The sequence below is a fragment of the Janthinobacterium sp. GL_088 genome, assembly GCF_057837845.1.
Genome location: NZ_CM174453.1, coordinates 3218541 through 3232287, shown reverse-complemented (window position 1 = coordinate 3232287; position 13747 = coordinate 3218541). Strand labels below are relative to the sequence as shown.

The window sequence follows — 13747 nt, the reverse complement described above, 5'->3', positions numbered from 1 at the left end:
TAACAAGTAATGGGCAAAAGGGCAAAGGGCAAAGGACGACAAGCGTGCCTGTGCCTGCATGAGCCCAGACAAATATTTCCAATTGGAAATATTTTCAGTGTATCCGCCTGGAACAAAAATGTCTAGTTGACAAGTAGTCAAAGGACGCAGTACGCGTTCTGCAGAGCGCGGCAAGCTGCACGGCAATGATAGTATTGGCAACTTCATCGACAAGGCAGCCACCCTGGCCATGCCGCTCCCCTGAAAGGCAAACATGCTCTTATCCGAACTATTGACCAAGCTGACCTGCGGTGATCTGGAAGGCGAGGAACTCGACGACGCCGTCGCCGCCATCACCAACGCGCCGTCCGCGCCGCGCGACGAGTGGATCGACAGCGATGCGCAGGCCTATGCGGTGGAACTCCTCTCGCAGCTGGGCGGCTATATGGCGTCGAGCGACAAGCTCGATGAACTGCACGAACAGATCCAGGACATGTTCGACGAATTCCCCGACTTCCCGTACGAGCTGCTCAAGGACAGCGACGGTAGCGCGCTGCCCTATTTCGAGTGGCTGGACACGGAACTGGCGCAGCGCGCCGTGGACGAAGGCGGCTATGACCTGATCCAGATCGACGGCAATGGCACCGACGAAATGGATGCGCTGGTCGTGTACCGGCGCGATACAAACGACATCATCCAGGCGGCGGCATTGATGGGCGTGACGATAGGCCGGCCGCTCACCTACTATCGCGGCATCGAAGCGATGGTGGGCAAGCGGCCGTTCTGAGAAACCACGCCTATTGCATCGGCAAGGTCGCCACATCGACAGCCGGCGCCTGGCCCGTGGCCGGACGCGTGAAGTTCTGGCTGGTTTGCACGTAATTGGCGAAGAAGCCGCCGTTATGCAGGTAGAACTTGCCGTTTTCCAGGCCGCCCGCGTAATCCATGCGCTGCGCATTCGTGGCCGTGGCGTCGCCGGTGAAGCGCCCCGCCGTCACTTCCGACCAGATGCCCGATGCATTCCTGGCCCACTGATTGCCGAACTGGACGCGCCGCTCCGTGTAGCCCAGGGTATTGATGAAGTTCTCGAGGAAGGAATGCACGCCCGTCAGATAGGTGGAAATCGCCGGCCGCTTCCAGGTGGCGATGTAGCGCCACTGGCCCGTCTCGGGCGCGAAGAACCAGGCCGAATAATCGCTGCCGCCCTTGCCGTCGGGCCGCGCGCGCGTGATGAAGCGGTACGTCGTGCCGGCCGCCCAGTTATACGACAGATACGTCTGGCCGCCCGTGCCCTCGCCACCGAAGGCGTTGTCGACCACGCCGGCGCCCTTGCTGACCAGGGTGGTCTTGGCACCATTGTCGGCGTCCCACACGGAGAACAATATCCAGCGCTCGCTCGGCGACTTCACCTGGATGCCCATGTAGCCCTGGCCAAAGCCGTTGGCCATGAAGTAGGAGCCGATGGCGTCCTGGCCCTGGGGAATCGTCATCTCGTTATAAAAATACTCGGTATTGGCCGGCACCGTGTAACCCATGTGCACAGAGGGTCCGCGCCGCGACCAGTAGTAATTGGCCGGATCATTGGCGTACGTGAGCGCGGCGTTCGCAGTCACCTTCAGCGCCGCGACGTCGCCGAACGTGCCCTTCACGCGCTTCAGGCCCTGCATGTCGACCTTCACATAGCCGGCCGCCGCCACATTGACCGTGCCGACGGCATAGGTCTTGCGCTCCTTGCCGGCCAGCTTGACGTCGAACGGCGTGCCGTTGATCTTCACACGGATGGTGCTGTTGCCGCCATCGGCCAGGCTGGCGTCGAGCGCCACCTGGACGGGACCTGCTTCGGCCACGCGGAAATACGTGCTGGCGACGGCAGCCGGATTGCTCCAGCCGGCCAGGCCATGCTCGCCGATGACAGCGCCTGTGTCCCCGCTGGTGATGAAGGCGTTGCCGGCCAGTTCCACGGTCGCCGTCGTGGCAGGCGCCGCCACGCTGGACGCCAGCAAGGCCGTATTGCCGTTGCCCGTGGCGGTGGCGCCGCCGCAGGCTGCCAGCAGCAAGGGCATGGCGGGAAGAATGGCATAGAGTAATGAACTTCTGTGTTTCATCAACGTCTCCTGGTGGTACAGCTTTGCGGCGGGCGAACACGGGCCTGCGCACCTGCGCCGCGGTTGAAAAATGCATAGGGATAGAAAAAACCCGCTACGGCAACTGGTGCGGTAGCGGGTTCTGCAGGCTTAGTACTTGCCGTCGAGGGCGAAGATCGGCTTGCGCGATTTCCACTGCCCGCCCGTGAAGTCCGGGAAGTCCAGGGTCTGGAAGTTGGCGGCGATCGATTGCTCGGACAGGGGCGTGATGGCGCTCCACGTCACGGCATCGTAGATATCGATCGGCATCGGCGCATTCGCCTTCAGGGCTTCGACAAAGGCGTGGATGACGAAGAAGTCCATGCCGCCATGGCCTGCGCCTTCCGCCTGCGCCGCATATTTACGCCACACCGGATGCTCATACTTGTCCTGGTAGGCCTTGAAGTCGTCCCACTGGTGCGGCTTGCTGACGCCCTCGATGTGAATCGAATTGTTCAAATCCATCCACAGGCCGTCCGTGCCTTGCACGCGGAAGCCCAGCGAATATGGGCGCGGCAGGCTCGTATCGTGCTGCAGGATGATGGTTTCGCCGTTTTCGCACGCCAGCGTGGTGGTCACCACGTCACCCAGCTTGAATTTCACCTTCGCGTTCGCATGCTGCGCGCCGCCCGGCTGCTTGACGATGTAGTCGTGCAAGCCGCGTGCCTTGGTGGCGAAGGCGTTAATGCGCGTAAAACGGTTGCCGCGGTTGATGTTGGTGTACATGGCGCACGGACCAATGCCGTGGCTCGGATACAGTTCGCCATTGCGCTCGACCGAGTGCTGCGTGCGCCAATGGGCTTCCGACCAGCCCTTCTCGCCGAATTCCACGCCGCCGCCATACGGCTTGGCCGGATTGCCGCTGTTGAATTTGACGGCGCGCAAATCGTGCTGGTAGCCGCCCTGCAGGTGCAGCAGTTCGCCGAACAGGCCCGCGCGCACCATCTGCAGCGCGGCCATGACGTCGCGGCGGTAGCACACGTTTTCCAGCAACATGTACGGCGTGCCCGTTTTCAGCTGGGTATTCAGGACATCCCAGTGGTCTTGCAGTGTGATACCGGCCACCACTTCGCAACCGACGGGTATCTTCGCTTGCATGGCGGCGATCGCCATGGGCGCGTGGAATTCCCACGGCGTGGCGATGATCACGCCATCGAGGCCGCCCGCGTCCAGCATGCGCTTGTAGGCTTTCTGGTCGCGGTCTTCGCCATACGTGCGCGGACGCGGCTTGCCGGCTTTGGCCACCTGGCCCAGCGCGTGTTTCAGCATGATCGGTTCGATATCGCACAGGGCAACCACTTCCACGTCATCGCGGCGCACCAGTTCGGCCAGCAGCACCTGGCCGCGCATGCCCGTGCCGATGACGCCCAGGCGGACCTTGTCGCGGCCGGCCGCAGGTGCGGCGCTGGCGTCGCCGGGCAGCAGTGCGCTGCCGGCCATGGCGCCACCGGCCAGCGCGGCGCTGGCGGAGAGGAAATTGCGTCGATTGATTTGTGTTGTCATTGGTCTCTACTCGCTTCCATTGGTAATGTTCGTCGCCGGCCCGCCTTGCAGCGGGCCGGCTGCAGTTTAATAGGTGTATTCAGCCGTGAAGCGCACGGAACGCGGCGCCGTGCGCCCATCGACCTGCAGGTAATTGCGGGAGATGGCGCCATGGTCTTCGCGCGTTTCGCTGTAGCGGGTCACGGTCTGGCTGTTGAACACATTGAAGACGTCCACCTTCAGGCTCAGGCCCTTGACGGCGCTGGGAGTATAGGCCACATTCATGTCCAGCTGGGCTTGCCACGGCAGGCGGCCCTGGCTGCCGCGCGGCGCCGGCTTGCCATTGCAATAGAAGTAGGAATCGCCATAGTCGTTCTCGAACCTCAGGTTGTCGGGCAGCGCGCCGATGCAGTTGCGCGGCGCACCCGAGGTCAGCGACAGGTTGGCGCCGACCATCACGTCCGGGATGACCTGCATGAAGCCATAGGCCTTGAAGGCGTGGCGGTGGTCGCCCGGCAGGTAGCCATAGGCGTTGTACATCAGCTCCTTGTGATCGTCGCTGACGGTCAGGCCCACGTCGCCGCCGCCGATGCTGTCCGTCTGGCCTTCCATATTGCCCTTCAGGCCGGACAAGGTGTAGGTCAGCTTGCCGTACCAGCCATTCGTGTACGGGTGCTCGATGAACATGTTCAAGGCGCGGTAGGTGCGCGATGGCAGTGGGTTGCCCCACTCCGCCGCCGAAATATCCACGCGGCGCAGGCCCTTGCCATCGTCAAAGTCCACCATCAGGCTGTTGTCGCGGCCAGGGTTGATGATGGCGCACTGGAAACCGCTCCAGTTGCCCGTATCGACGCCGTTGCGCGTGGCCCAGGCTTGCAGCGGACGCTCGTCGCAGACGTCGTCGTTGGTGTCGTTCAGCTTGCGGTACAGGAAGCTGGCGCCCACCACCAGCTTCTTGCTCAAGGCGCGTTCGAAGCCCAGCGAGAATTCATCCTGCGACAGCGGCTTCAGGCCGACGGCCGTCACTTCGCGCGCATCGCGGCTCTGGCCATACGCGTTGTTGGCCGAATACGGCTTGCTGATGGCGTGCAGGCCCGTCGGCGCGCCCGTGACGGGATCGACGCCCGTATAGGTGTACATCTCGCTGGTGGCCAGGAAGGGGCTGGCCATGTTGCTCGACAAATTCGATGGCACCGGCAGGTGGTAGCGGCCGCCGTTGGCGAAGAATTTCAGGGTGCCGTCGCCCAGATAATCCCAGGTGGCGCCCACGCGCGGGGCGATCATGTTGCGCTGCGAAATGAAGGCCACGCCATCGGTGCTGTAGTTGGTGAACTGCTCGCGGCGCAGGCCCAGGTCCAGCAGCACCCGTTCCGTGACCTGGTAGTGATCCTGGATGTACTGCGCCGATTGCACGCTGGTCGGACGGGCCAGGTTGGCGTTCAGGTCCTTGCTGACGTAATAGCCATCCTTGCCGTAGCCCTGGCCCTGGGCCGGCGTTTCAAAGGCGCCGTTGATCGGCAGATTCGGATCTGTCGCCCGCAGGTAGTTCCAGCGATAGCCGCCGGCCAGGCTCAGGCCCACTTTCGATTCCACGTCGATGCGGTCGATGCCGCCACGCAGCGAATGCTTGCCCAGCTTGTATTCCAGGTCCAGGCGCTTGGCCTTCTGGCGGTCCTCCGAGGAAGGGTCGGTCAGGGTGCCCGTGACCGATTGCGGGTTCATGTAGACCAGGCCAGGGACTTGCGTCGATTGGATGGACTTGGTTTGCGCCAGGCTGGGGTCATAGCCTTCGGGAGTGCGGCGGTGGCTGGTGCGCGATTGCCCCATCATGGCCGTCACCGTCAGGTTGTCCGTCAGGTAGCCCGTGTACTTGAAGATGTCGACATTCGCACCCGGTGCAGCCGACGAGCCGCAGCAGTTGATGGTGGTCTCGCTCCCGCCGCCAGGCACGTTGTTGCGTTTCAAGGTGGCATAGTCGAAACCATAGCTCTGGCTATCCGTAGTCGTGCGGTCATACAGCTTGGTATATTCAAAATGATGGTCGTCCGTCAGGTTGTAATCGAGCTTGGCCATCATGCGGTCAACCTTGCTCTTGCTCTCGCGCCAGCCGTTCGGCAGCACCTTGTCCGAGTCATCGCGCGCACCGGCGACGGCGCCGCCGTCCGTGCGCGTCTGTTCCAGCGCCACGAAGGCGAACAGCTTGTTCTTGATCAGCGGTCCGCTGCCGTACAAGCCGACGACCTTGCTGGTGCTGCCGTTATCGCGGTTCCAGTACTTCAAGGTGCCATCCGTGTCCGGATTGGCGCCCGTGTTCGGGTAATAGCGGTTTTCCGTCGTGCCCTTCAGCGAACGGGGGATGATGGACACCTTGCCGCCGAATTCGACCTTGTTGCCGCCGCTCTTGGTAGTGATGTTGATCACGCCGCCCGTGGAACGGCCAAATTCCGAGCCGTAACCACCCGACAGCACCTGCAGGTTGGAGATCGCGCCAAACGGCAGTTCCGACGCGCCCACCTGGGTCAGGAGATTCGTGATGGGGAAGCCGTTGACGTAGAACGCGTTTTCCGACTGGCCCGAGCCGCCGATCGACGGCGCATTGCCATATGCGCTGTTGGTGCCCCGCGCCACGCCCGGCGTCAGCTGCACGATGGAAGCGACGTCATTACCGACCGGCAGCGCCTTCAATTCCTTGGCCGTGAAGATCACGCCATTGTTGGTGTTCGACACGTCGATCGGATTGCGCGACGCTTTCACGACGACGGTCTGCTCCTGGCCCACGGCGCCTGCCGCGCTGGCCGGACCGAAGTTCGCTTCCGCGCCCGCGCCGATCAGGGCTTCGACTTCCTGCGACGCTTCCACCGAACCGGCACGCAGCACGCGCACCGCATAGCGCCCTGGCGGCATGGAGTTGGCCACGTAGCGGCCCGACGTATCGGGCGTCAGGCTGCGCTGCACGCCTGTCGCCAGGTTTTCCAGCACCACGGTGGCGCCGGCCGGCGCGCTTACTTCACCGAAAATGGTGCTGGTGGCGTTCGACTGTGCCCAGGCCTGGCCTGGCACGCCGGCCGCCAGGGCGATCACGATCGCGGCGGCGCGGCTGATGTCGCGCAATTTGAGTCGGGTGGTATGCATGGTGTGTCTCCGTCTATATCGAGGGTTATGCGCGCCCTCCCCGCTCCAGGGCGGAGCCGGGGGATGCAATTTTTATGGTGGTCGTCGGCCGGCGCAGCCAGGCAGTTGCGCCTTCCGGGAAATCAGTCCGTATCGGCTGATTTTCGTTTTCTTGGGATTACTTTAAAAAGAAAAATAAGTATCGTCAACAAAAAGAAAGTTACAACGCAAATTTATTGCTAAATTCAGTAAATAAAGGCGTTTTATCTTTCGATTCAATCAGCAATGCGTCAGATAACTTTCGTTATCGTGGTGTGACGGATACACACGTAGGTACGGAGATGGCCATGAGCACAGAACCGGCGCAGAAATCTGGGGATATCAACGCGAAAGCAGCCAAGGCAATCGCCTTTCACTTACGTTTATCTTTCGTATTGCGCATTTTAGAATGTTGTCTTTTCTTTTTGTAGCAATACCCCGGCCCGCCACCATGCTGGCTGGCGGGCCGGGACAAGGTCACGCCTTAAAAGAACTTGTAGCTGGCCGACAGGGCAAACTGGCGGCCGAACAGGTCCTGGCTATGGTTGTAGCCTTCCCAGCCGTTCGGGTCGTAGTACGGCTGCTTGTTGAACGCGTTTTTCACGTTCAGGCCAATGTCCAGGTGCTTGATCGGTTTCCAGCTGAAGGCCAGGTTGACCGTCGTGTACGACGGCGCACCCTTGCACTGGCCGGCCGGCAGCGCCACCGAGGCGGCGGTGCAGTTTTCCGGCGTATTGTCCTTGTCCCAGGGACCATAGGCCCAGCGCGTCTTGCCCGAGTAGTTGACGAAGACGCTGCTGACGAAGTTACGGTAGCTCCAGTCGGCATTCACGGTGGCGCGGTAGCGCGGCGAATCGTAGTAGCCGACGGTGTTGCCCTTGATGTCGCTGCCGTCTTCGCTGTCGTGGGTGTCGCGCTTGCGGATGGTGGCGGCGATGCCGGTGCTCAGCTTGCCCCAGTCGCCGAGCGCGAAGCGCGTGCGGGCGTCGATGTCCACGCCGTCCATCAAAGTGCGGCCGCGGTTCGAATACGAGTTGATCAAGCCGCCCAGGTTGCCCACCGAGTAGCCGGGCACGCCGCCCGCGCACACGCCAGCATTGGCGGGATTGGCGCACATGGCCGCCACCGCCGCCACATTGCCCCGGTCCGTGTCAGTCAGGTCGTTGCGGATGGCGCTCGATGTGCCGGCCAGGGTCGGGCCGTACTTGCCCACCAGTTCCGTAAACAGCTCGTTGAAGTCCTGGCGCACGATTTCGTCGCGGCGGTTGATGAACCAGTAATCGATGGAGATGCTCACATCCTTGGCCGGCTGCAGCACCAGACCCACGGTCGATATCTTCGCCTTTTCCGGACGCAGGTTCTGGTTCGGCGGCGTCAGGCCGCCCACCGTCGTGGAGCAGTTCGAATTGAGCAAACTCTTGCCCAGGTCCGCATCCGTCGCCACCTTGGACTTCATCAGGGCGCGCGCCATGGCATTCGTTTCATCGCAGCGCACCGTGTCGCGGATGCCGCCCACCTGTGCAAAGACGCCGCCCGTGCCCGATTCGGCCAGATTGGGTGCGCGGAAGCCTTCCGAATACGTCCCGCGCAGCATCAGGTCGGGCCGCGCACGCCAGATCACGCCCAGCTTGGGCGCCAGGTTGGCGGCGAAATGCGGGTATTTGTCCACGCGCGCGGCCGCGTTGACTTCCAGGGTGTCGCTGAGCGGCACCACCACTTCGCCAAACACGGCGGCAATGGTGCGCCGGCCGTCGAACCAGGAACCGCCCTGCTGCGTGATCAGGCCATTGGCCGCATCCGCGTTGCCGGGCGTGAGAAAGCTCTCGCGCATCACGTTGGTGCCGACGGCGGCGCGCACTTCGCGCTCGCCCAGCTTGAACAGGGTGCCTTCCAGCTTGGCGTCCCACGTCATCAGTTTGGTCCACGATTCGATGGCAAACGTCGGGTAAGCGGCGCGCACCAGCGCCGCATTCGCCTCGCTGATTTCGCCGAACTTGTAGGCGGGATTGTCGGCGATATACGTGCGGCCGCTGACGGGGTCTTTCGTGAACGGCCCGAATGCCTGCTCGAAACCCTTGATGTTGATATTCGCCGTCTGGAACAGGGTCGAATGGCTGCCCGCCACGCTAAGCGCCGTTTCAAAATCCCAGCCGCCGCCGATGCTGCCGCGCAGGCCGACGAGCGCGCGGTAGTTTTCATCGACGTTCTTCTGGCCGAAGTGGCCTTGTGCATCCTGCAGCAGGTAGTTCAAGCCGGCCGCGCCGCCCATCCTGGCCACCATGTCGGCATCGAGCTTGCCTTTCAGGTAGACATTGTTCGGGCTCAGGAAAGGCGTGGCGAAGGTGTTCAGGGTATTGCCCGTATTTCGCGCGAACCAGTTGTTCGTGCTGCCGCTATTGAAGCTGGACGGGCCATTCTCGCCACGCATCTTGATGTGGGTGAAGGCGCCTTCCGCGAACGCTTCCATGTCGCCGCCCAGTTTCAGCCGGCCACTCAGGTAAGCCGTGGCGCGCTCCGAGGTAGGCCCCGTGTCGAGCTGGTTGGGCAGCGCATTCCACACGCAGCGCGTGCCCGACGCTTCGGTGATGCTGTTGTTGCAGCCATTGACGGCGCGCTGGGTGCGGGCATTGTTATTTGCCTTGTCGAAGACAAAGAAGGTTCCGGGATTCATGGTGCCCGGTTCGCTGCCGACGCCCACGCGCATGTTCGGGATGAAATTGGGATTGTTCGCATAAAAATACGAAGGACGCTTCTGCCAGGTGTCGGCCAGCGCGATGCGGTCGCGCTGGTAGACGTTCACGGAACCGTAGATGTTGTAGCCGTCGCTGGCCAGGTCGCCCAGGCCATACAGCACGCTGGCCTGGCGTTCGCCATAGGCTTTCACGCTCGGTGAAAACTCGCCATTGGCGCGCGCTTCCAGGCCTTGATACGACTTTTTCGTGATCACGTTGATAACGCCGGCCACGGCATCGGAGCCATACACGGCCGACGCGCCGTCCGTCAAAATCTCCATGCGCTCGATGGCGGCGGCGGGAATGGCGTCGATATTGACGAACATGGTCTGGAAGCCGGCCGGCGCGCCATAGAACGACAGGCGGCGGCCGTTCAAGAGCACCAAGGTGCCCTGCGCGCCCAGGCCGCGCAAATTCGCTTGCGAACCGCCATCGGAACCCGTGAACATCGAGCGAAAATCCTGCTGCGCCGGACGGGCGGCGGGCAGGTTGTCGAGCACTTGCAGCAAGGTGAGCGCGCCCATGTTTTCGATCTGCTTGGCGTTGATCACCTGCACCGGCGACGCCGTTTCCGCGTTGATGCGCTTCAGGCTCGATCCCGTCACTTCGACGCGCGCCAGTTTCTCCTCCTCGGCTGCCAGTGCCGTCGACGCCAACCCTACCGCCACCATGGCGGCCATCAGTTTTTTCAAGTGCATTCCCAACTCCCTTTTTATAAGTGATTTGTTTTCGTCAGCTTGCAAGAGCCCCTCCCCGGTCCGAAGAGGGGCTCCTTTGTAGTGAAATGATGATGTGTCTAGCGCGGCTTGACGGTCGCGCCTTCCGTGCCGGTCAGCACGGCGTTGGCCCAGTTGCCGCACACCTGGGCCGGGTGGGCGCCGCGCGCGCCCAGGGTGCGCAAACTGAGCTGGCTCAGGCCGCGCACGTCGATTTCGGGTTTGACCACCCCGGGAGCCGTGACCAGACCGCTGTCATACAGCAGCCGCTCACCGCTCCAGACCTGGAATTGCAAGCCGCCCGCGCTGCGGCAGCTATCGTCCACACCCAGGTCGGCGCGCAGCAGATTCCAGTTGCCCGCCAGCTGCAAATCGATGCGGCTGGCAGGTCCCACGCCGAGGCCCTTGCGGAACCACAGCCCGTTCATGCGCATTTCGGCCACCTTGCCCACTGGCCGGTCTTTCGCGACAGTCTTCGGCAGCGCCAGGTCCGACAGGTAGCGCTGTACTTCCTCGCCGTCGGCCACGCGGTGCTCGAGCACGCGGAATGCGGACAGGGTGACGGGCGCCACGTCGGTCGCCAGCGCCGCGTCGAACGCGCGCGCCACCGGACCCGCTTGCGCCGCCGTCACCATCGGGTCCAGGGACGCGGCACCGTCGCCTTCCGGATTTTGCGTGCTCATGACGCGGAAACGCAGCAAGCGCCCGGCCGTGGCGGGGAAAGTAATCGTCTGCACGCCTTCCTGCAGTTTCAACGTGCCCCGCACCAGCGGTGCGCCCCATTCGCCGTTGTTGTCGCCGATGTAGATTTCATAGTCGCGCACCTGGCCATGCTTCCAGTGCTGGTCGTTGCGCGGCGCCAGTTCGATGCCGTCGACCAGCCGGCGCTCCGTGAAGCCGATCACCCATTCGTGCGGACCGCTTTTCACGGACGGGCTGCGCACGGTGCGGAACCACGTCTCTGGCTTGCCATCAAAGGCGTTTTCCAGCGGATAGCCGCTTTCCTCGGCAGGACGCGCCACCACCTGCATGGCGTCGGCCGGCAAGGCGCGGCCCGGCACGGGAGCGGCAGGGAAGTCGGCGTCGATTCTGGCCACGGCCAGCGCGCCGGCGACCTGCAAAGTCAAGGCCTGTCGGATGTCCTGCGCCGCCACTTTCACGTGCAGGGTGCCTTGCCTGTCAGCCGCGTCGAAATACCAGCCCTCTGCCGCCTTGTCGTAGGCAGCGCGGTCGCCGGCTGCCGCGATCAGCCGTTCGCCAGCGCGCACGGCGGCCGGTGCCTGGCCCGCCAGCATGCGCAGCGCATAACCGCGGCGCGCTTCCTGGCCCTGGTACTGGCCATCGACGGCGCCGATGTCGACCTGCACATCGCCGCCCGTCTGGCGCATGCGGATGACTTGCTGGCTGAAGGCGCCGCCCTGGTACTGGCGCGTGTTGCCATCGTCTTCATACAGGGTGTATTCGGAATCGCCGTGCGGGTAGATATCGAGGGTCAGCTGATCCTTCGGCTTCTGGCCGTCGTACAGCATTTCCGGATACATGGGGAGGATGGCGCCGGCGCGCACGAACACAGGCAATTTATCCAGCGTCACCTGCATGTCCAGGTCGCGTCCTTTCGCGTCCGCCGTGGCCTGGCGGCCATCCCAGTAGTCGTACCACGTGCCCTGCGGCAGGTGGATGCCCTTGCGCCAGCCGCCGCTGACGGCCTGGCTGCGGTAGACGGGCGCCACCAGCACGTCGCGGCCCAGCAGGAACTGATATTTATAGGCTTCCGTGTAGGCGGCAGGGTCTTGCGGGTAATCCCACATCAGGCCGCGCACCAGCGGCGCGCCCGATTGCTCCGCTTCGCGCACCAGGGTATACATATAGGGAGTGAGGCGCATCTTGAGTTTCAAATAGCGGCGGTTGATGTCGCGGTAGGGCTGCTCGAACCACCACGGGTGCTTGCGCTCGGCCGCGGCCCAGCCGGACATACCCATCAGCACGGGCGTAAAACTTTTCCACTGCAGGTCGCGCAGATAGGTTTCCGGGCTGCCGCCGAAGATGGCGTCCACGTCGCCCGATGCATAGGCCTGGCCGGACAGTCCCGAGCCGATCAGGGTCGGGATGTGCCAGCGGATGTAGTCCCAGCTGGCGCTCTGGTCGCCCGTCCACGCCACGGCGTAGCGCTGGATGCCGGCCCAGCCCATCACCGTCCACAGGAAGGGCCGGCTGTCGGAGTTGTTCAGGATGCCGTCGTAGGCCGACTTGTTCGCATCCATGGCGAACTGGTAGCCCTTGCCCGTCCACGCCACGTCGAGCTTTTGCACGCGGCTGCCCGCCTGGCCCACTTCCCAGGCGATCTTGTCGACGCCGTTTTCCGTCCACAGGCCCGTGCGGAAGCCATAGCCTGCCAGGCCCTTCACCGTTTCCGGCAAGTTCGTGTAGCCGCAGCCATAACCGTCGTTGGGCAGGATCCAGCCGCCCGGCATGTCGTGTTCGCGGTACTGGCGCGCCACGCTTTCCACCACGTCCGGCGTCTTGCCGGTGGGGCCATCGCTCCAGCCCTTCGGCACGGAACCGGGCTTTTTCACGTTGTCGCCATCGTTGTAGCAATCGGCGTCGCCGTATTCCAGCGCCCAGCGGGGCAGCATGCGCGCGCGGCCCGTCAAGTCCGTGTAGCGGGCGACGACGTCGCGCAAGTCCTTGCCGACGAAGAAATACGCATCGAAGCGCCCTTCCGCGTGCTGCAGCGAGATCTGCTCCTTGTCGCGCAAGTCGTAGTTCCCGTCGGACCAGGTGTTGCGCAGCATGCCCCAACCGCGTGAACTCATCAGAAATGGCGCGGGATTCGGGCGGTCGCCCTCTTCCCAGCCGCCCGAATACGACACGGGCACCTGCTTGCCCTTGAACTCGAAGCGGCCATTCTGCTGGCCGCCGCCAAAGTAACGCTCGCCCGGCAAGCTCGATAGAACCTGCACGCCCTGCTTGTCGTCGAGCGACAGCGGCTGCACCTCGCGCCACAGGGGCACCGCATCGCCCTTGCGCAGCAGGGTAAAGCGCAACGGTTTGCGGTCGATGCGCAGACTCAGGGCTTCGGTGCTGATCAGGATATGGTCGGGCTGTTCATGGATCTGGTACGCCACCTGCGCGGCAGGCTGGCCCACGACGATGGGCGCGGCCTTGTCGCCCGGTCCCGTCAAGCCCCCTTTTCCGCCGGCCTGGATGCGCAGCACGTCCACCTGCGGCAGGCTGATACGCAGCTGCATGCCCGTGTCGCTGCGCAGATCCCAGCCCAGTGCCTCGCCCTTGTCCACGTCGGCCGCGTGCACGGCACTCACGCTGGCCAGGTTGCCGAGAGGCGCGGCCTGCAAGCTTTGCGCAGACAAGGTGGCGAGGGCGGCGAGGACACAGGCGGCAAGGACGCGGCGGGGAAGCGGGAGAGGTTTCATCTATCGGCTTTCAGAAGTGATTCGATGAAATACTTTAAGAAGAAAAATAAATATCGTCAATCAAAAGAAAGTTAAAGCGGTAATTTATTAATAAAATGCCCATAATTGGCGCATTTTTCTTACGTTTCACCAAA

At 63.1% G+C, this 13747-nt stretch carries 6 protein-coding genes; 1 reads left to right on the top strand and 5 read right to left on the bottom strand.

The genetic code is table 11. The features are described 5' to 3' along the window. Positions 1-253 precede the first annotated feature (253 nt). A complete protein-coding gene (locus tag AC3IQ7_RS14610; RefSeq protein WP_489210355.1) occupies positions 254-766 on the top strand; it encodes a hypothetical protein in 513 nt (170 codons plus the stop codon). Between the two features lie 10 nt (positions 767-776). On the opposite strand, the gene AC3IQ7_RS14605 is transcribed toward AC3IQ7_RS14610, so the two are convergent. The 5 genes from AC3IQ7_RS14605 to AC3IQ7_RS14585 form a co-directional block, all read right to left on the bottom strand. Further along, positions 777-2084, bottom strand: coding sequence for a DUF3472 domain-containing protein (locus tag AC3IQ7_RS14605; RefSeq protein ID WP_489210354.1), 1308 nt, complete (start codon positions 2082-2084; stop codon positions 777-779). 129 nt (positions 2085-2213) lie between these two features. Next, positions 2214-3605 (bottom strand): Gfo/Idh/MocA family protein, encoded by a 1392-nt coding sequence (locus AC3IQ7_RS14600; protein ID WP_322427126.1) that lies wholly within the window; start codon positions 3603-3605, stop codon positions 2214-2216. Between the two features lie 66 nt (positions 3606-3671). After that, entirely contained in the window at positions 3672-6716 is a 3045-nt protein-coding gene (locus tag AC3IQ7_RS14595; RefSeq protein WP_489210351.1) for a TonB-dependent receptor, read from the bottom strand. Positions 6717-7218: 502 nt separating this feature from the next. Continuing rightward, positions 7219-10164 carry a TonB-dependent receptor plug domain-containing protein gene (locus AC3IQ7_RS14590; protein WP_489210349.1) on the bottom strand — a complete coding sequence of 982 codons (2946 nt, stop codon included), beginning with the start codon at positions 10162-10164 and terminating at the stop codon, positions 7219-7221. A gap of 98 nt (positions 10165-10262) precedes the next feature. Beyond that, positions 10263-13613, bottom strand: a complete 3351-nt coding sequence (locus tag AC3IQ7_RS14585; RefSeq protein WP_489210347.1) for a TIM-barrel domain-containing protein — start codon at positions 13611-13613, stop codon at positions 10263-10265. Between the last annotated feature and the right edge of the window lie 134 nt (positions 13614-13747).